The organism is Pseudomonas oryzihabitans, assembly GCF_001518815.1.
Taxonomy (GTDB): domain Bacteria; phylum Pseudomonadota; class Gammaproteobacteria; order Pseudomonadales; family Pseudomonadaceae; genus Chryseomonas; species Chryseomonas oryzihabitans_E.
The window spans coordinates 2,027,719-2,046,375 of sequence record NZ_CP013987.1 but is presented as its reverse complement, the minus strand read 5'-3'; the positions used below and the strand labels follow the sequence as shown (position 1 = coordinate 2,046,375).

Sequence of the window (18,657 nt, the reverse complement as noted above, 5' to 3'; positions counted from 1 at the left end):
ATGCCCCGCCTGAAACCCCTGCTTTTCGCCCTCGGCCTCGTCAGCGGTACGGCCTTTGCCGCCCCGCTCAAGATTGGCACCACCGCCGCCTTCGCCCCGCCCCTGGAAGTGGCGGCGCAGGAAGCCAAGGCCGCCGGCGTGGACGTCGAGCTCGTCGAATTCAGCGACTGGATCGCCCCCAACACCAGCCTCGCCAACCATGACATCGACGCCAACTACTACCAGCACATCCCCTTCCTGGAGAACGCCAAGCGCAGTGCCGGCTATGACCTGGTGGCAGTGGCGCCGGGGATCATCAACAACGTCGGGCTCTATTCGAAGAAGTACCGCACCCTGGCGGAAGTCCCCAAGGGCGCGCGGGTGGCCATCGCCAACGATGCTATCAATGGCGGCCGTGGCCTGTTGCTGCTGGAGAAGGCCGGCTTCATCACCTTGAAGCCTGGCGTCGGCTACCACGCGACACTCGCCGACATCACCGGCAATCCGCGCGACATCCAGATCATCGAACTCGAAGCCGTGCAGTTGGCCCGCTCGCTGGACGATGTCGACCTGGCCCAGGGCTATCCGCATTACCTGCGCCTGGCCAAGACCCTCGATCCCAACCAGGCGCTGTTGTTCGACGGCCTCGACCATCCCGAGTACGTCATCCAGTTCGTCGCCCGTCCGGACAACAGGGACGACCCGCGCCTGGCCAAGCTGATCGATCTCTACCAGCACTCGCCTAAGGTACGCGCCGCGCTGGACCAGGCCTACGGCACCCTGTACCAGCCAGGCTGGAAGGAGTAGCGCTCGCGGGCCCGATCAAGGTTTTTCGACGACGAAGGCGCAGCGTCCGCGGTTCCTGCCGCCATCGGGCAGGTCCATGAATTCGTCGACGAGGATGCGCACGCCCTGCTCCAGCAGGAGGCCCCGCAGCACCTCCGGCGGATGGGAGTCGTAGAAGAACGGCTGTTCGAACATGGTATCGACGAAGGCATCGCTCCCAGAACCACCTGCCGTCAGCATCAGTCGCCCGCCCGCTGGCAGCCCGGCGACCACTCGCGCCAGGACGGGCCCGTGCCAGCGGCGCTCCAGGTGGAACAACGAATCCCAGAGCAGCGCGCCCTGGTAGGGTTCCGCGCAGGCGTAGTTTTCCAGGCGCGCCTCTATCCAGCGCTGCTTGGGGAATTCCCGTCGCGCGTGAGCCAGCATGGCGGCGGCCTGATCGACACCGAGCACGCGATGCCCCTCGGCCAGGATGGCGGCGGCGACCGGCGTGCCCGTGCCGCAGCCCAGATCGAGCACGGTGGCGCCGGGTGCCAGATTTTCCAGCAGCAGCGCCAGATAGCGACGCTCGTCGTCTCTGAGGCTGATCCGGGTCTGGCGGAAGGTGTCGGCAATGGCGTTGTAGGAGGTCTTGTTCAAGGTCGGGCTCCCTGGCTATCCCAGGAGCTTAGCCCAGCCTGCTCGTGGCTTCCGGCCCTGCTTCTCGCCCCGGCCCTTTCGCCTGGCAGTTTTTGCGTTCAGACCGCCACCTGGCGTTCTCCGGCCAGGTGCCTGGGTCACGGGCCAGCCAATGCCTCGCGTGACCCAGGGGAGCCCTCTGGCCTAGGCCGCGGCCTGGGAGGCGGCCCGAGCCTCCAGTTCGCGCACGAGCGGCAGCACCCGCTGGCCGAAATACTCCACCTCCTCCTGGAAATGCAGGAAACCGGCCAGCACCAAGTCCACGCCTTCGGCCTTGAGGGCCACGATGCGCTCGGCGACCTGTTCGGGCGTACCGATCAGGTTCGGCTTGAAGCCGTCGTTGTACTGCACCAGGTCCTCGAAGCTGGAGTCGGCCCAGTTGCCCTTGCCTTCCGGGCTGGCAGCACCAGCCTGGCGCGCCGCATCGCCAAAGGCCTTGACCGCCTCCGGGTTGGCCTTCGCCACGATCTCCCGTAACACCTCGCGCGCCTCGGTCTCGGTGTCGCGCGCGATGATGAAGGCATTCACCCCGACCTTGACCTCACGCCCCTCCGCCGTGGCCTTGGCGCGCAGGTCCTGCACCTGGACGCGAATCTCCTCGCGGGTGCCGCCGTTGGTGAAGTACCAGTCGGAAACCCGCGCCGCCATGTCCCGTGCCGCCCGCGAGCTGCCACCCTGGAAGATCTCTGGATGGGGCTGCTGCAGCGGCTTGGGTTTCAGGGTGTAGTCGCGGAAGCGATAGAAGTCGCCGGCGAAGCTGAAGTTGTCCTGGGTCCAGATACCCTTGAGGGCACGGAGGAATTCCTCGGAGCGGCGATAGCGCTCGTCGTGCTCCAGCCAGGGTTCACCGATGCCATGGAATTCGCCCTTGAACCAGCCAGACACCAGGTTGATGGCGATACGGCCGTTGGTGAGCTGGTCGATGGTCGCCAGCTGCTTGGCCGCCAGCGCCGGATTCCAGGGGCCGGGCAGGATGGCGGCGATCACCTTGAGACGCTCGGTGGCGGCCAGCAGCGCATGGCTGAAGGCCACCGACTCGTGCTGGTATTCGGCGCCGTAGCCGGCGGTGAAACGAATCTGCGTCAGGGCATAGTCGAAACCGGCCCGCTCGGCGAGCCGGGCCAGGGTGCGGTTGTAGTCGATGCCCCAGTGGGTGCGTTGCTCGATGGTGCTGACGACCAGGCCACCACTGACGTTGGGGACCCAATAGGCAAATTTGACGGGGTTCTGCGACATGCAAAGGCTCTCCGAGTTGGGCTCGCCGCGAGGGCGAGCGAAACAGTGACCCTAAGCCTTCAATCAAGAACCGAACCAAGTCTTTAAGTCTTTTTATATCAATAACTTGCAGATATTAACCAGACGATTTCAGGTGTAGCGCCAAGGGCAGTTGTCCAGCTGCTGTCGCCTGAGCAACAGCGCAGCAAGGCGTCTGGCACGCGGTTCTCGCCTAAAGGATGTCGCCTCAGGCGGCCGTGGTGCGCAAGAATTCGCTCCAGCGCCGCACCAGATAGTTGTGCTCGTCCATCACCGAATTCCACACGCCGATATGGCTCATGCGCTCGGCGTAGGAACCGCCCTCGCGACGCTGACCCACCTCGATCAACGGCAGGCCGTCGCTACCGTACAGCTCCTCCCGCGCTGGCAGACCGCCGTACCAGAAATCCCACTCCGCTGCGCTCAGGTGATCCCTGGCCCTTACCGGATTGGCGATGTAGAAGCCCTGACGGGCCATGACCGCGCCAGGCCAGCCGGCGAGCCACCAGTTGAGGTAGGCATAGGCGGCATCACGCACCCGTCCCTCGGCGCAACGCGACAGCGACAGGCCGCCGAACCAAGCCCGATAGCCTTCGCGTGGTACCGCCACCCGGTAGTCGACCCCGGCGCGATGCAGGGCCATGAGCATCGGCGACCAGAGACTCTGGATGTCCACCCCGGCGGCCAGGGTCAGCTCGCCGGCGCTGCGGTCGTCGGACCAGAAGGCGGCGAAATGCCGATGCCGCTGGCGCTCCACCAGCAGCTCGGCCAGGCGATCGATCTCCTCCAGGCGCAGGTTGCCGATGTCGTCGAAGCGTGCGAGACCTGCTGCCTGGATCGCCAGGGCAGCGTCCAGGGCACCGATGGCAGCGTCGCTCTGCAGGGCGCTGTGGCCGCACCAACCCTCGTCGATCAGCCAGGCCCAGCTCTCCTCCTGGCCGACCAGGGCGGTGGGCAGGCTTTCGGGTCGGTAGGCGAAGCTGTCGGCGTTGTGGGTCAGCGGCAGCATGCTGATGCGCTCGCTGGGCTGACCGCCCAGGCTGCCGTCGTGCTGCACATAGAGGCGGTCGCACGGCCGGCAGCCCGGCGCCAGGCGATCCGTGGCGTGCAGCCGCCCGCGTTTGGGCAGATCGTTGATTTCCTCCCAGAGCGCGATGCGGCGGATGTCGATGGGCTGGATCGCCCGCGCCGGCCAGACGAAGTCGACGTTGTGGAACCACTGGTCATAGAGATCGTAGCTGCCCGGCTCCAGCACGGCGATGCGCTGGGCGGTCTGGACATCGTGGATCTGGTAGACCAGGCGGATGCCCAGCTCCGCCTCCGCCCGCTGGCGAATGGGTTCGAGCAGGGTCACCGAGGTGCCCAGCACCCTCAGGGTCAGCGGCGTGCTCATGCGGCCCGGCCCAGGCCGCCCATGAAGGCGGCGAAGGAGCGCCTGAGCAGCGCGGTATCCAGGTCACGGACGATGAATACCAGGCGCGAGCGGCGTTCGCCCGCCGGCCAGGCCGGCAGGTGCACCGGCGGATGCAGGCTGTGCTGCACGCCATGGATGACGATGGGTTGGCTGGCGTCGATCACGTCGAGGATGCCCTTGACTCGCAGGATGCGTTGCCCGTGGCATCTTAGCAGCATCGACAGCCACACCCCGAAGGCCATCCAGTCCAGCGGCCGGTCGAACTCAAGGCAGCAGACCTCGGCGCTGCCGTGGCGGCCTTCGGCGACCGCGGCGAACAGGCGCCAGCGACCGACCTCGGCGGCCGGGTCGGCGGCCCGCAGGCCTTCGCCCAGCAGCAGGTCATCGCCACTAACCACGGAAGCCGCCAGGGCCCGAGTGGCGGTGGGATTGAGCTGGGCCAGCTGCCGGTCCAGCCGCTCCAGCACGGCAGGCGCGACCCGGTCGGCCTTGCTCAGCAGCAGCCGGTCGGCCGCGGTGACCTGGTTGAGCCACTCCGGGTGCAGCCCTTCCTGCAGCGCGGCATGCTCGGCGTCCACCACCGTCACCAGGAGCCCCAGGTGGAAGCGACCGCGCAGCTGGGGATCGAGGTTGAGCGTGGCCAGGATGGGGCCGGGATCGGCCAGGCCGGTGGTCTCCAGCAGGACCCGGCGAAAGGCCGGGATCTCGCCGCGACTACGGCGCCCGTGCAACGTCAGCAATGCTTCCTTGAGGTCACCGCGCACCGAGCAGCAGACGCAGCCGCTGGGCAGCAGCACGGTATCGGGCGCCACCTCTTCCACCAGCAGGTGGTCGATGCCGACTTCGCCGAATTCGTTGATCAGCAGCGCCGTCTCGCCCAGGGCTTCCTGGGCCAGCAGGCGCCGCAACAGCGTGGTCTTGCCGCTCCCGAGAAAGCCGGTGATGACATTGACCGCCAGGCTCATGGCGCCCCCTCCAGCGGTGCCAGGACGCGCGGATCCAGGGGATCGAGCGGTCGCCCCAGCACCCCCTCGGCTTGGCGCCAGAGATCGTCCAGCCCCTCGGCCAGCGCCTGGCGTCCGGTCGGACCCTGGACCAGGTAGGAGGCGCCCTGGACGTCGCTCACCGTGAGCCGGAACGGCGCCACCACCCGGTTGATGGCCGCGACCCGACGCAGGCGCTCGCGCCGTCGCGGCAGGTCGTCGCCCAGGGGATCGCTCCAATGGAGATCTGGCCCGAGCAGGCCGCAGAGTCCGCACATGGGTACCTCCTAGGGCATGACATCGCCGGAATTGGGGCCCAGGGTTTGGCCGACGAAGAGATTGCCACCCGGATCGCTGGCCAGCAGTAGCGCGACCGGCGCCACCTCCTCCGCGCGCCCGAAGCGCCCTAGCGGCAGCTCGCGGGCCTTGGCTGCCTTCCAGTCGGCGCTAATGCCGTCCACCAGGGGCGTCTCGATGGGCCCGGGGGCGATGGCGTTGACCAGCACGTTGTCGCGGCCCACCTCCAGCGCCAGCGACTTGGTGAAGCCGATCACCCCGGCCTTGGCCGCCGCATAGTGGCAGAGCTCGGCGCCACCCTTGATGCCGAGCTGGGAAGCGACATTGATGATGCGTCCCCAGCGCTGCGCCTGCATGTGCGGCAGGGCGTGCTGGCTGGCGAGAAAGACGCTGGTGAGGTCGACGCGCAGCATGTCGTTCCACTGCTCCAGGGTCAGGTCGACACAGGGTGCCTGGGTCAGCATCCCGGCATTGTTGACCAGGATGTCGATGCCGCCGTAAGCCGCCACGCAAGCGTCCACTCCGGCTCGGGCGCCATCCGGCTGGCCAACGTCGGCGACGGTCTCCGTCACCGACGCGCCCAGGGCACGGCATTCCGTGGCCACCCGCGCCAGTCGCTCGGCGTCGCGGTCGGCCAGTACCAGGTGCGCGCCGGCAGCGGCATAGGCTCGCGCGATGGCGGCGCCGATCCCGCTGGCGGCGCCGGTCACCAGGGCGCGACGGTCTGTCAGCTCGAACATGCTCTTCTCCTCAATCGGGCCAGCGCACGGTGAGACCGCCATCGACGATCAGACTTTGGCCGGTGATGTAGCTGGCTTCGGTACTGGTCAGGAAACGCACCAGCGCCGCCACCTCCTCGGGCTTGCCGACGCGGCCCAGGGGAATGCTGTGGGCGGCCTTGGCCAGGCCCTCCGGACCAAGGGAGTTCTTGGCGTCCAGCGACTGGGGCGTCTCGATCAGACCGGGAATCACCGCGTTGCAGCGAATGCCGCGCGGCGCCAGTTCGACCGCCAGCGAGCGACAGAGGCCCGGCACCCCGGCCTTGGCGGCGGCATAGTGGGCATGGTCCTGCCAGCCGTAGACACCGCCGGCGATGGACGATATGGCCACCAGGGCGCCGCCCTCCCCCAGGTGCCGCGCCGCGGCTCGGAAGGTGCGCATCACCCCGGTAAGGTCGACGTCGAGCATCTCGTGCCAGCGCTCATCGCTCATCTCCAGCAGCGGCGCGGCGCGCAGCAGACCGGCGTTGGCCACGGCATAGTCGAGTCGTCCGAAGTGCGCCAGGGCGGCATCGGCCAGGGCATCCACCGAGGCGCTGTCGCTGACGTCCAGCGGTTCGAGCAGGCACTCGCCACCCGCGGCGGCCACCAGCCGCCGGGTGTCTTCGGGGTCATGGGGATCGCCGGGGTAGTAGCCGCCGACCACCCGCACGCCATGGCGGGCATAGGTGACGGCCAGGGCCTGGCCGATGCCGCTAGCGGCGCCGGTGATCAGGGCAACGGGTGAAATGTGAGCGTTCATCGAGGCTCCTGTCATTTGAGGCTGGTGGGTTCGACGTGGCGCGCGGCCCACATCACCAGGCCGGAGAGAAAGCACGGCAGGGCACCGAACCAGAGCGCGGCGCTGTGCCACTCGCCACCGCTGCCGAGAACGCTGGTGATGCCGAGGCCGGCGAGGATGGCGCCGATCGGCCCCATGGCGTGGACGATGGCGCCACCCGTGGCACGGATGCTGGTGGGAAAGCTTTCGCCCATGAAGAACAACATGGCCGAATAGGGCCCGGTGAGAAAGAACAGCCCCAGGCTGTAGAGCGCCACCACTGGTACCAACTGGCTCGGCGCCTGCAACATGGCGAAGAAGGCCACGCCGCCGCACATCCAGCCGAGGGCCACGGTGTTGCGCCGACCGATGCGATCGCCCAGCCAGCCATGGAACAGGTAGCCGATGAAGCCGACGGCGTTGGACAGCACCAGGATCCACAGCGAGTTCTCGAAGCTGAGCTTGTGCACGCTGACGATCACCGAGGTCCCCAGCACGCTGAACACCTGGATCGCCGACCAGTTGAGCAGGATGGCCAGGCTCAAGACCAGGGTCGGGCGCAGCGCCTGGCCCTTGAAGGCCATGGCCACGCCGGCCTTGGCGTGCTCTTCGTAGTCCACGCCGTATTCGTGGGCCAAGGCACGGGCGTCCTGCTCCTGGCCTTCGCGCCGCAGACGCTGGATGCGGGCGTGCACCTGGAATTGCGGAGACTCCTTGAGCTTGCGCGCCAGCACCGCGATGACGAAGGCCGGCACGGCGGCGAACACGAAGCAGCCCTGCCAGCCAATGTGGGGCAGCAGCAAGGCAGTGAGCCCGGCGGCGATCAGGGCGCCGATCGGCCAGCCGCTCTGCACCAGGCTGTAGATGAAGCCCCGGCGCCGGATCAGCCGCGGATCGTCGGAGGCGGCATAGACCTCGGTCAGGTAGGTGGCGTTGACCCCCTCCTCCGCGTAGCCCAGGCCAGCGACCGAGCGAACCAGCACCAATGGCACCTTGCCCATGCCGGCACAGAGCGCGGTCAACGCCGAGCACAGGGCGGTGCCGCCGATGGTGACGATGATGCCGCCGCGGCGACCGATCCGGTCCACCAGCGGGCCGATGGCGAAGGCGATGATGGCCCCACCCAGCGCCACCCAGGTGGCGAGTTCGGCCTGCTCGGCCTCGCTCCAGTTGAAGTGCCCACCCATCACCGGCAGCAGGGTGCCGAACAGGATGAAATCGTACACGGCGAACACCCAGGCGAAGAAGGCGATCCAGGTGGCATAGCGGACATCACCGGAAGACAGTTGCTGCGGTTTCCAGGCAGCGGTGGTTTCCGTATGGAGCGGGCTGGCGGCAGGGAGGGTCATGGTCCTGTACCTGTGGGCTGGGCGCTTAGCGCTGGCGCGGCTGGCGCCGCAGGAAGTCGTCGGCGATCTCGTCCATGGTGGCGAAATGCACTCCGGCGTGACCCTGGATGTGCTCGATCAGGCGTTCGAGCATCAGCAGCACCTGCGGCCGCCCCGAGACATCGGGGTGGATGGTGATGGGGAAGACGGCATAGTCCATCTCGCGATAGACCCAGTCGAACTGGTCGCGCCACATCTCTTCCAGATGGCGCGGATTGACGAAGCCGTGGCTGTTGGGTGCCTTCTTGATGAACATCATCGGCGGCAGGTCGTCGAGGTACCAGTTGGCCGGGATCTCCACCAGGTCGGTTTCCTGGCCGCGCACCAGGGGCTTCATCCAGCTCTCGGGCTGCTGGCTGTAGTCGATCTTGGTCCAGCTGTCGCCCACCCGCACGTAATAGGGACTGAAGTCGTTGTGCATCAGGCTGTGGTCGTACTTGATGCCTTTTTTCAGCAGCAGCTCGTTGGTGACCCGGCTGAATTCCCACCAGGGCGCCACGTAGCCGGTGGGCCGCTTGCCGGCCAAGGTGGTGATCAGCTCGATGGACCTGTCCAGCACCGCCTCTTCCTGCTCGGGGGTCATGGCGATGGGATTCTCGTGGCTGTAGCCGTGGATGCCGATCTCGTGACCTGCCGCGGCCACCGCCTGCATCTGTTCGGGAAAGGTTTCCACCGAATGCCCCGGAATGAACCAGGTGGTCTTGAGGCCGTAGCGCTCGAACAGCTTGAGCAGCCGCGGCGCCCCCACCTCGCCGGCGAACAACCCGCGGGAGATGTCATCGGGCGAATCCTCGCCGCCGTAGGAGCCGAGCCAGCCTGCCACCGCGTCGACGTCGACGCCGATGGAAACGAAGATTTCTTTGGCCATCGTTGCAACCTCCAGTACCCGGACAGACACAGGTCGATCGCGGAGCCGGGCCCCCGCCACCGCCGCTTGAAATCAGACGCGGAGCTGAGCTTCCAGGATCGTGGCGGCATCGAGCAGGCGCTCGTCCGCCGCCGCCGGGGCCACCAGCAGCAGGCCGGTGGGCAGGCCCTGGGCATCGCGGCCGCTCGGTAGCGATACGCCAGGCGCACCGAGCAGGCTCCCGGCCATGGTCAGGCGCAGCAGCTCCAGATTGGTGGCGGCGAACAGATCAGCGTCGGCTTCCAGAGGGGCCAGCAGCGGCGCCACGCGGCTCACTGTCGGCACCAGCAGCAGGGCCTCGGCGAATTCGGCGGCAAAGCGCGCCCGCAGCTGATCGCGGCGTTCATGCAGAACGGCCAGATGGTCGACCGGCAACGCCCGCGCACGCTCCAGGCGCTGCCGTACCCGCGGATCCAGGTGCGCGGCGTCGGGACCGTCGAGCACGTCGCGGTGCAGCGCGAAGGCCTCCACCGCACCTGGCCAGCCTTCCTCGGCGAGAAACTCCAGGGCCTCGGCAAAGACCGTACGAGCGCGGCGCTCCACACTCACCCCGGCACGGGCCAGCCGCTCGGCGGCGGCCAGCAGATTGGCTCGCACCGCCGGCTCTATCCGGGCATCGTCCAGCACGCTCACATCCAGCACCACCCGCAGATCCGTTGCCGCCGGCAGCGGTCGAGCAGCGCCGCCCACCAGCAGGTGATCCAGGCACTGCACGTCACGCAGGCTGCGCGCCAGCGGACCCGGCGCGTCATAGGAGGCGGCCAACGGAAAGATGCCAGCCGCCGGATAGCGACCCAGGCTGGGGCGATAGCCCACCAGGCCATTGAGGGCGGCCGGCAGGCGTACCGACCCGGCAGTGTCGGTGCCGAGGGCCAGGGGTACGATCCCCGCGGCGACGGCCACCGCCGAACCGGAAGAGGAGCCTCCCGGGATACGCACCTCGCCGCTCGCCCACGGGTTGGCGGGCGTACCGAAATGGGGATTCAAGCCGATGCCGGAATAGGCGAACTCGCTGAGATTGACCTTGCCCAGGCTGACCAGCCCAGCCTGGCTCAGGCGCTGGACCATGACGGCATCGATCGTGGCAGGCGACGCTGCGCGGCGAAGTTCGGCACCGCAGGTGGTGATCTCTCCCTGCAGATCGAAGAGGTCCTTCCAGGCCAGGGGTACGCCATCCAACGGGGAACGCGGCTGCCCAGCGCGCCAGCGCTCCCTGGAAGCCAGGGCTTCGGCGCGACCGCGTGCCATCGTCAGGGTGATGAAGACGGAAGAGGAAGACTGGGCGCATCCCAGGGCCGCTTCGAATACCGCGACCGGATCGAGGGTCCCGGCGGCATAGGCTTCACCGAGACCGACCGCATCCATTGCCAGGGCTTGAGCGGATTCCATCATCACTCCTTAAACGTACATTTTATAATTTGGTACGTTTAATAGAGCAGGCTTTGTGCCAGCTTTAGCAAAAGGCCGCAGCCCGCTCGCAAATAGAGGCAATAGGGGTGATCTGAACCTGCCCTCACCCCAAGCCAATAAAATGTACTTAAATTAAATAGATCCATTTTTGTGCAGAACCGTAACGCCTGCCCCGTTACCGTGCGTGTACCTGACCCCACCGGTAACGCGCGAAAGGCCGTGGGCCTGTGCCACAATTCTCATCTCGTTTCCGGAAGGTCCCCGATGTCGGCAGCAGTCCCCGCCCCCCTCGATGACAGTCGTACCGCCGCGCGCTACGCGATGATCCGCAGTGCACTGCGCGAAGCCATCCTGGCCGGCCGTGCGGCGCCGGGGCTGGTGCTGGTCGAGGCGCCGCTGGCGCAACTGTTCGGCACCAGCCGGGTACCGGTGCGCCAGGCGCTGACGCTGCTGCAGGAGGAAGGCCTGATTCGCCGCTTCGAGGGGCGCGGCTACCTGATCGATCCGGTCGGTACCGCGGGCGAGCCGCAGCGTCAGCCGCTGACGCGGCAGTTGCTCGGCCTGGACAGCAGCGACGAATTGATCGATACGCGCTCCCTGGGCGAGCGGGTCGGCGACGAAATCGCCGCCTGCGTCAGCCACGCCATGCTCTTCGGCCATTTCCGGCTGGACGAGCAGCCGGCTGCCGACCACCTGGGCGTCAGTCGCGCCGTGGTCCGCGAAGCCCTGATGCGCCTGCACGATCGCGGCCTGGTGGAAAAGGAGCCCTATGGCCAGTGGCTGGCCGGCCCCCTCACCGCCCAGGCCATCCGCGACGACTACGAGATCCGCGCGCTCCTGGAACCCGAGGCGCTGTTGCAGACCGCGCCGGGGCTGGCGCGCAGCGAACTGCTGGATATGCTCGAACGGCTCGAGCAACTGGGCGACCAGCCCGCCCCCACTTCCTGGGCGGCGGTGGAGCGCATCGAGGCGGATCTGCATGGGCGCTGCCTGGCCGGTCTGCGCAATCGAAAGCTGGCCCAGCTCATCGCTCACAGCCAGAGTCCGCTGAATGTGTCACGCATCTTCCACCAGTCGCTCGGCACCCCGCTGGACGAGGCGGTGCTGGTGGAGCATCGCCTGGTGCTGGAATCCCTGCTGGTGGGCAGTCCCGATGCGGCGGCCAGCCAGTTGCGCAACCACCTCCTGCGCGGCCGCGACCGCACCCTGCAGCGGCTCAAGGTACTGTCGGTGCTGCCCGACCCGGAACTGCCGTCCTATCTGGAGCGCCTCAGCTAACGAGCCCGCAGGTGCCGCACGTAGCGGTCGCCGATGAACTGGATACCGCATACCAGCATCACCAGGATGGCGATCACCACGGCCATCACCTGGGTGTCGTAGCGCTGGTAGCCGTAGCGGATGGCCAGGTCGCCCAACCCGCCCGCGCCGATGGCGCCGGCCATGGCCGAGGCGCCGATCATGGCTACCAGGGTCACGGTGAAGCCACCGATGATGCCGGGCAGCGCCTCGGGCAACAGCACGTTGAAGACGATGTGGCGCCGCTCGCAGCCCAGCGCCTGGGCCGCCTCGATTACCCCACCGCCAACTTCGCGCAGGCTGACCTCGGCGATACGAGCGAAGAACGGCGTGGCGCTGAGGGTGATGGGAACCACCGCCGCCCAGACGCCGATGGTGGTACCGGTGATCAGCCGCGTCAGCGGGATCAGAGCCACCAGCAGGATGATGAAGGGCGTGGCGCGAAAGGCGTTGACCACCGTGCCCAGCACCCGGTTGAGGGTGGGCGCGGCGAAGATGGCGCCGCGCCCGGTGGTGACCAGCACCACCGCCAGGGCGATGCCGGCGAACCAGACGATGGCCGCGGACACGCTGACCATGGTCAGGGTATCGAGGAAGGCCTTCCACAGCGCCTTGAGCATGAACTCAGACATAACCCAGTACCTTCGCGCGGGCGAACAGCCCAGGTTGCCCAAGAAAGGCGGCCAAACGCCGCTCGTGCGCTGTCGTGGCTACCAGCAAGCGGCCCAGGGCTCGCCCCTGGATGCGATCGATACCGCCATGCAGCAATTCCAGCGGCGCGCCAAGCGCGTGGTCCAGCGCCTGGAAGTCGGGCTCCTCACCCTGGCCGTCGTAGCTCAGTTCGAGCACTGTCCGCGCACCAGGTTGGCGGCTGGCACTCAGCCGATTGGCGAGATCCGCTGGCAACTGTGCGGAGAACGGTGCCAGCAGTGCACGGGTGGCCTCCGCCTGGGGCGCGCCGAAGAGTTGCCACACCGGTCCCTGCTCGACGATGCGGCCGTGCTCCAGTACCACCACCCGGTCGCAGATCTGGCGGATCACCGCCATCTCGTGGGTGATGAGCACGATGGTCAGGCCCAGGCGCCGATTGATGTCCTGCAGCAATGCCAGGATCGACTGGGTGGTCTCCGGGTCCAGCGCCGAGGTAGCCTCGTCGCAGAGCAGCAGCTCGGGCTTGAGCATCAGGGCACGGGCGATGCCCACCCGCTGCTTCTGGCCGCCGGACAGACGGGATGGATAGACCTGCTCCTTGCCTTGCAGGCCCACCAGTTCCAGCAATTCCCGGGCCCGGGCTTCGATCTCGTCGCGGCGAAAGCCAGCGGCCTTGAGCGGCAGCGCCAGGTTCTCCAGCACCGTCTGCGAGGCCAGCAGATTGAAGTGCTGGAAGATCATGCCAATGCGTCGCCGCAGCGCCACCAGCCGGTCGCCCTTCAGGGCGCCTATGTCGACGCCGTCGACCAGCACCTGGCCGGCGCTGACATCCTCCAGACGGTTGAGGGTGCGGATCAGGCTGGACTTGCCCGCGCCGCTGCGGCCGATGATGCCGAAGATCTCGCCACGGGCGATGCTGAGGTCGATGTCCGCCAGGGCCGTGACCGGCACCGCGCCGCCGGTGTAGACCTTCTGCACCCCGGTCAGACGCAGATGCTCCTGTACGGCCAGGCGCTCGGGTTCGGCAAGAATCTGCGGTGCTGGAGAGTGACGCAGTGCACTGGTCATCGCGAGGCCTCCTGCCGATTCAGCCAGGCCAGGCTGTAGAGCTGCGGATTGCCATAGGCCTTGGCGATGGCCTCGCGCACCCGCGGATCGTTCTGGAACACCTGGATGAAGGTGCGGATCGCCGGGTCGGCGGCCTTGTCTGGCCTGGTCACGAACCTCAGGGCGTAGCGGTGACCGCTGGCTTCGTCGTCACTGAACAGCAGGGCACTGTTGGGATCCGTGGTACCCGCGGCGAGGATATGCGAGGGATAGCTCTGCGCCAGGGTCACGTCGTCCAGTACCCGCGCCAGTTGCGGCCCGGGCAACTCGATGAATTTGAGGTGGCGGGGATTGGCGACGATGTCCTGCAGGCTCGCCTTTGGGCCGGCATCCGGCCTGAGCTGGATCAGACCGGCGCGGGCATAGAGGTGCAGCCCGCGCCCCTGGTTGACCGGGTCGTCGGCCACCGCCACGGTGGCGCCGTCCGGCACCTCGGCGAAACTCTTCACGCGCTTGGAATAGAGGCCGACCTTGTTTTCCACACCATAGGCGATGGGCACCAGGCCATAGCCGTTCTGGGCGTTGGCGTTGTCCAGGAACGGCTGGTGCTGGAAGTAATTGACGTCGATGTCGCCGTGAGCGAGCGCCAGATTCGGCGTGTTCCAGTCACTGAAGGCGACGATCTCCACCTCCACGCCCTTTTCCCGCGCCACCTCGGCGGCACGCTCCAGGGCGGCGTTCTGCGGACTGTCGTTGATGCCGAGGCGAATCTTCTGCGGCTCGGCGGCCTGGGCGGACAGTGCCAGGGTCGTGCTCGCCATGAGCAGCCCGAGGCGCTGAAAAATCGAAGGAATAGCCATGGGAGACCTCGAGATGTCGAGGGCTCGTCCGGTGGTCCGGTGGAACCCGTAAGGGAAAAGGGGTCAGCTGCCGTTCTGGTTGGGCGCATCGACGAAGAAATAGTCCTGCCAGGCGCTGGGCTGGTTGCGGATGGCCCCGATGCGGTACATGAACTGGGCAAGCTTGAGGGTGTTCTGCGGCGCCGTGTCGAAGTTGACCTCGGGGCTTTCGATGATCCGCTGGATCAGCGCCGGATCGAGACGGGAATGCTCGACCTTCACGTAGGTACGGGCGGCGGTGGCCTTGTCCTTCTCGATGATCTGCCCGGCCTCGACCAATGCCTCACGGAAGGCCTTGTAGGTCTTGGGATTGTCCCGGCGGAATTTCTCGGTGACGAACACCAAGTTGGGCGAGACGGCCCCGCCGAGCACGTCATAGGAACTGAGCACCCTGTGCACCTTGCCGCTGGCGAGTTCCTGCTCCTGGAATGGCGGATTGGCGAAGTGGCTGTCGATCTCGGTACCGCCGGAGATCACCGCCGCGGTGGCATCCGGATGGGGTACCGCCACGGTCAGGGGATCCAGGCGATTCCAATTCTTCTCGCCAAAGGCCTGGGCGGCGGCGTACTGCAGGAAGCGCGACTGCACCGAGACGTTGACCGCCGGCACGGCGATGCGGTCCTTGGCGGTGAAATCGGCCAGGGTCTTCACCTGCGGGTTGTTGGTGACCAGGTAGTTGGGAAAGGCCCCCAGGCTGGCCACGGCCTTGACGTTCTGTCGACCATGGGTGCGGTCCCAGAGCGTGAACAGCGGCCCGAGCCCGGCGGAGCCGACGTCCACCGCGCCCGACAGCACCGCCTCGTTGACGGCTGCGCCACCGGACAGCTTTATCCAGTCGACCTTGATGTCGACGCCCTCTTCCTTACCGTGCTTCTCGATCAGTTGCTGGTCCCGCAGCACATGCAGGATCAGGTAGGACACGCCGAATTGTTCGGAGATGCGCAGGGTACCCTCGGCCTGGGCCACCTGGGGTGCAGCGACCAGCCCGATGAGCAGGCTTACGGTGAGTCCCAAAGCCAGGGGACGACGGGTGAAGGGAAGACGTAAGGGCATCGTGGCACGCTCATCCATGGGATTGGCTTATAGCCTACTCAAGCTGTTAAGCCTTTTTGAAATAAGGATGGGTTATATAGATAGGTCAAGGATGGGTGGGTATTTCCCTCACCCCAGCCCTCTCCCCCGGGGAGAGGGGGTGCCCTGTCAGTAGGTTGGCGCTGAGCAACGCGAAGCCCAACACCACCGGGAGATTCCTACCACCCTACTCCCGCGCCGCCTGCCGCGGCTCGTCCGGCTTGCTTACCCGGAACCCCTCGGCGAAGGTCGCCCGGGCCTCCAGACGCTGCGGAATCAGGCCGCTGCGGTGGTAGAAGTCCGCCGCTGTCTGCTGGTCGGCCACCACCCCAGGATCGATGGGTTCCCAGTGCAGCTGGCGGCGCTCGAATTGCAGCCGGGCCACCGCCTCGGGAAAGCCGATGATCTGCGCCAGGGTCTTGGCATAGCCATCGAGGTGGGCGTAGCCCCAGCGCTGGGCAGCGGCCAGACGGTCGAGGTAGTCCTGCAGCGCCGCGCGCTGGGCCGGATCGGCCAGGGCCGTGTCGGTGGCGGCCAGGAAGCTGTTGCCCGCCCAGAGTCCGCGACCACTGACCAGCACCCGGGCGCCGTCGACCTCCTCGGCCTGGGCGGTATAAGGCTCCCAGGTCGCCCAGGCATCCACCGAGCCATTGGCCAGGGCCATCTTGGCATCCACCGGACCAAGGAAGCGAAAGCTCACGTCCCGGGCGGTCAGGCCCACGGAATCCAGCGCCTTGAGCGCGATGTAATGGCCGATGGAGCCGCGCCCGGTGGCGATGCGCTTGCCCTTGAGATCGGCCGCGCTCCGCAGTGGCGAGTCGCGTGGCACGATCACCGCCGTGCCATAGGGATCGGACTTGTCCACGGCGATGGCCTTGACCGGCGCGCCAGCGGCCAGGGCGAACAGCAGCGGGCCATCGCCGATGATGCCGGCATCCACCGCGCCCGCATTAAGCGCTTCGGCCAGGGGCGCGGCGGCGGGAAATTCCGCCCACTGGATGCGATAGCCCGGCAGGTCGCGCAGGCCGTCGGCCGCCTCCAACTGGGCGCGCATGTTGCCCTTCTGGTCGGCGATGCGCAGGGTCAGGGGCTCGGCGGCCAGGGCCGAACTGGCGGCGAGCAGCAGCGGTAGCGCCAGCAGGGTACGGCGGATGAGGGTCATGGTTTGGCTTCCTGGGTAAAGACACTGGCATCGGCCAGGGCGGCGACGTCGACCGGTTTGGGCAGCACCTGGAGTTCGCTGAAGAGATCCGCCACCTGCTGTACCGCAGCGAGGTCCGCCGGCTGCACGGGGCGCAGGCCACGGGAGGTGCGGGTGGAAATAGCCACCGCGGCACCTTCCGGCAGGCGCGTCAGCTCGGCGTAGACCCGGGCATAGTCCTGCGGATGGGCGACCGCCCAGGCCCGCGCCTGGGCCAGGCGCCCGGCGAAATCGGCGATGGCGGCGCGCTTGGCCGGGTCCTCCAGCGACGCTGGCGTGGCGGTGAGAAAGCCCAGCGCGGTGGTCAGCCCCTGGCCATCGCGCAGCAACCGGGCGCCGTGCTGCTCGGCGATGCCGAGATAGGGATCGAAGGTGGCCCAGGCGTCGATCTGCCCGGCATTGAAGGCGGCGCTGGCATCAGTGGGCAGCACGAACTTGACCGTCACCTCGTCGCGCTTGACGCCAGCCTCTTCGAGGGCGGCATAGAGCAGGTGCTGGGAGATGCTGCCCTTGGCCGAGGACACCACCACGGTGCGCCCCTTGAGGTCCCTCACCGAACGGATCGGCGAATCCTTCTGTACCAGCAGGCCATTGGCCTGGGGATAGCCGACATTGGTGGCGACGAGCTTGAGCGGCACGCCGCCGGACGCGGCCATCAGCACCGGCAGGTCCCCGGCGTAGGAGGTATCCACCGCGCCGACGCGCTGGGCCTCGAACAGCGGCGCGGCGCCCTGGAAGTTGGCCCAGCGATAGCTGTAGGGCGCGCCTTCGAGGGTCCCGGCGGCTTCCATCATGGCGCGCAGACCGCGGGCCTGGTCGCCCAGCACCAGGGTCACCCCGGAGAGATCCGGCGCCGCCTGGGCCTGCCCTAGCAGCAGCGCCAGGCCCAGCGTGGCGAGTAAGCGCTTCATTGCGCGTACTCCCGGCCCTCGTGGCGCTCCAGTTGGCGTACCGCCGCCTCCCAGTGACGGATATGGGCACCGCGCGCCAGGTTGCCGGGAATGAGGTCGCTGACCTTCTGCGCGATGGCGTCCGCGGCGATCACCAGCTCGGCACCGCCGCTCTGCGCCGCCAGTTGCGCCGCGCAGGAACGCTCCAGGTAATAGAGGTGCCAGAAGGCTTCCTCCAGACTCGCGCCCACGGTCAGCAGCCCATGGTTGCAGAGGATCATCGCCGGGTGCGCCCCGAGGTCGGCCACCAGCCGACTCTGCTCGTCCAGATCCAGGGCCACGCCCTCGTAGCCATGATAGGCCAGGCGGCCAAAGAACCTCATGGCGTGCTGGGAAATCATCAGCAATCCGCCGCGCTGGGCGGACACGCCAATGCCCGCGGCCGTGTGGGTGTGCAACACCGCATGGAGGTCCGGCTGGGCACGGTGGATGGCGCTGTGGATCACGTAGCCGGCCGGGTTGATGCCTAGCCCGGTAGGGTCGAGGACGATCTCGCCGTCGATGTCTACTTTCACCAGCGAAGAGGCGGTGATCTCGTCGAAGGTCTGGCCGAAGGGATTGATCAGGAAGTGCACATCGGGGCCCGGCACCCGCAGCGAAAAGTGAGTATAGATATGGTCGGTCCAGCGTTCACGGGCGGCCAGGCGATAGGCGGCGGCGAGCTTGACCCGCGCCTCCCATTCGGCGGCGGACACCTGGGCGCGGACGCTGGCGAGGGGGTTGGGGAAGGCGGTCATGCATGGGCTCCGAAAGCAGAAGAAGCGCCAGGGCGATGGGCGTTGCCCTGGTCTGCTTAGAACCTACCGTTGTGAGTCGCCGAGACGGAAATATCGATTGTGCATAACCTAATATGCACGAAATGGATAAATAAATTTTATAATTATGCGATTAATGGTTTTTAGCACAG

General features: G+C 67.2%; 19 protein-coding genes. 2 read left to right on the top strand and 17 right to left on the bottom strand.

Going from position 1 to position 18,657, the window contains the following annotated elements:
* A complete protein-coding gene (locus APT59_RS09370) occupies nt 1–786 on the top strand; it encodes a MetQ/NlpA family ABC transporter substrate-binding protein (protein ID WP_059314597.1) in 786 nt (261 codons plus the stop codon).
* A 15-nt stretch (nt 787–801) separates the two neighbouring features.
* Here the strand turns inward: APT59_RS09370 and APT59_RS09365 are convergent, their stop codons facing one another.
* The 10 genes from APT59_RS09365 to APT59_RS09320 form a co-directional block, all read right to left on the bottom strand.
* Entirely contained in the window at nt 802–1,404 is a 603-nt protein-coding gene (locus APT59_RS09365) for a class I SAM-dependent methyltransferase (RefSeq protein ID WP_059314596.1), read from the bottom strand.
* A gap of 183 nt (nt 1,405–1,587) precedes the next feature.
* On the bottom strand, nt 1,588–2,679 hold the full coding sequence (sfnG, locus tag APT59_RS09360; protein ID WP_059314595.1) for a dimethylsulfone monooxygenase SfnG: 1,092 nt from the start codon (nt 2,677–2,679) through the stop codon (nt 1,588–1,590).
* A gap of 226 nt (nt 2,680–2,905) precedes the next feature.
* Nucleotides 2,906–4,090 carry an ABC transporter substrate-binding protein gene (locus APT59_RS09355; protein ID WP_059314594.1) on the bottom strand — a complete coding sequence of 395 codons (1,185 nt, stop codon included), beginning with the start codon at nt 4,088–4,090 and terminating at the stop codon, nt 2,906–2,908.
* Nucleotides 4,087–5,076, bottom strand: coding sequence for a CobW family GTP-binding protein (locus APT59_RS09350; RefSeq protein ID WP_059314593.1), 990 nt, complete (start codon nt 5,074–5,076; stop codon nt 4,087–4,089). Before APT59_RS09350 ends, APT59_RS09355 begins: the two co-directional genes overlap by 4 nt.
* Nucleotides 5,073–5,372 (bottom strand): hypothetical protein, encoded by a 300-nt coding sequence (locus APT59_RS09345; protein ID WP_059314592.1) that lies wholly within the window; start codon nt 5,370–5,372, stop codon nt 5,073–5,075. The genes APT59_RS09350 and APT59_RS09345 overlap by 4 nt, the downstream gene beginning before the upstream one ends.
* 9 nt (nt 5,373–5,381) lie before the next feature.
* Nucleotides 5,382–6,131 carry an SDR family NAD(P)-dependent oxidoreductase gene (locus tag APT59_RS09340; RefSeq protein WP_059314591.1) on the bottom strand — a complete coding sequence of 250 codons (750 nt, stop codon included), beginning with the start codon at nt 6,129–6,131 and terminating at the stop codon, nt 5,382–5,384.
* Nucleotides 6,132–6,141: 10 nt separating this feature from the next.
* Complete coding sequence (locus APT59_RS09335; protein ID WP_059314590.1) at nt 6,142–6,912, bottom strand: SDR family NAD(P)-dependent oxidoreductase; 771 nt, start codon at nt 6,910–6,912, stop codon at nt 6,142–6,144.
* An 11-nt stretch (nt 6,913–6,923) separates the two neighbouring features.
* Complete coding sequence (locus APT59_RS09330) at nt 6,924–8,279, bottom strand: MFS transporter (RefSeq protein WP_059314589.1); 1,356 nt, start codon at nt 8,277–8,279, stop codon at nt 6,924–6,926.
* A 25-nt stretch (nt 8,280–8,304) separates the two neighbouring features.
* Nucleotides 8,305–9,186, bottom strand: coding sequence for a polysaccharide deacetylase family protein (locus APT59_RS09325; protein WP_059314588.1), 882 nt, complete (start codon nt 9,184–9,186; stop codon nt 8,305–8,307).
* Nucleotides 9,187–9,258: 72 nt separating this feature from the next.
* A complete protein-coding gene (locus APT59_RS09320) occupies nt 9,259–10,617 on the bottom strand; it encodes an amidase (protein ID WP_059314587.1) in 1,359 nt (452 codons plus the stop codon).
* A gap of 282 nt (nt 10,618–10,899) precedes the next feature.
* Between APT59_RS09320 and APT59_RS09315 the strand changes: the two genes are divergently transcribed.
* A complete protein-coding gene (locus APT59_RS09315) occupies nt 10,900–11,913 on the top strand; it encodes a GntR family transcriptional regulator (protein WP_059314586.1) in 1,014 nt (337 codons plus the stop codon).
* Here APT59_RS09315 and APT59_RS09310 read toward each other — a convergent pair.
* From APT59_RS09310 to APT59_RS09280, 7 genes are all read right to left on the bottom strand, one after another.
* Nucleotides 11,910–12,563, bottom strand: a complete 654-nt coding sequence (locus APT59_RS09310) for a methionine ABC transporter permease (RefSeq protein ID WP_059314585.1) — start codon at nt 12,561–12,563, stop codon at nt 11,910–11,912. The two genes, APT59_RS09315 and APT59_RS09310, sit on opposite strands and share 4 nt — an antisense overlap.
* A complete protein-coding gene (locus tag APT59_RS09305; protein ID WP_059314584.1) occupies nt 12,556–13,650 on the bottom strand; it encodes a methionine ABC transporter ATP-binding protein in 1,095 nt (364 codons plus the stop codon). Before APT59_RS09305 ends, APT59_RS09310 begins: the two co-directional genes overlap by 8 nt.
* Nucleotides 13,647–14,489, bottom strand: coding sequence for a MetQ/NlpA family ABC transporter substrate-binding protein (locus APT59_RS09300; RefSeq protein WP_059314583.1), 843 nt, complete (start codon nt 14,487–14,489; stop codon nt 13,647–13,649). The genes APT59_RS09305 and APT59_RS09300 overlap by 4 nt, the downstream gene beginning before the upstream one ends.
* Nucleotides 14,490–14,552: 63 nt before the next feature.
* Nucleotides 14,553–15,581: an ABC transporter substrate-binding protein gene (locus tag APT59_RS09295; protein WP_059314582.1), complete on the bottom strand. Its 1,029-nt coding sequence runs from the start codon at nt 15,579–15,581 to the stop codon at nt 14,553–14,555.
* A 205-nt stretch (nt 15,582–15,786) separates the two neighbouring features.
* A complete protein-coding gene (locus APT59_RS09290; RefSeq protein WP_059314581.1) occupies nt 15,787–16,761 on the bottom strand; it encodes an ABC transporter substrate-binding protein in 975 nt (324 codons plus the stop codon).
* A complete protein-coding gene (locus APT59_RS09285) occupies nt 16,758–17,711 on the bottom strand; it encodes an ABC transporter substrate-binding protein (RefSeq protein WP_059314580.1) in 954 nt (317 codons plus the stop codon). Before APT59_RS09285 ends, APT59_RS09290 begins: the two co-directional genes overlap by 4 nt.
* Nucleotides 17,708–18,487, bottom strand: a complete 780-nt coding sequence (locus APT59_RS09280; protein ID WP_059314579.1) for a class II aldolase/adducin family protein — start codon at nt 18,485–18,487, stop codon at nt 17,708–17,710. The genes APT59_RS09285 and APT59_RS09280 overlap by 4 nt, the downstream gene beginning before the upstream one ends.
* Nucleotides 18,488–18,657 lie beyond the last annotated feature (170 nt).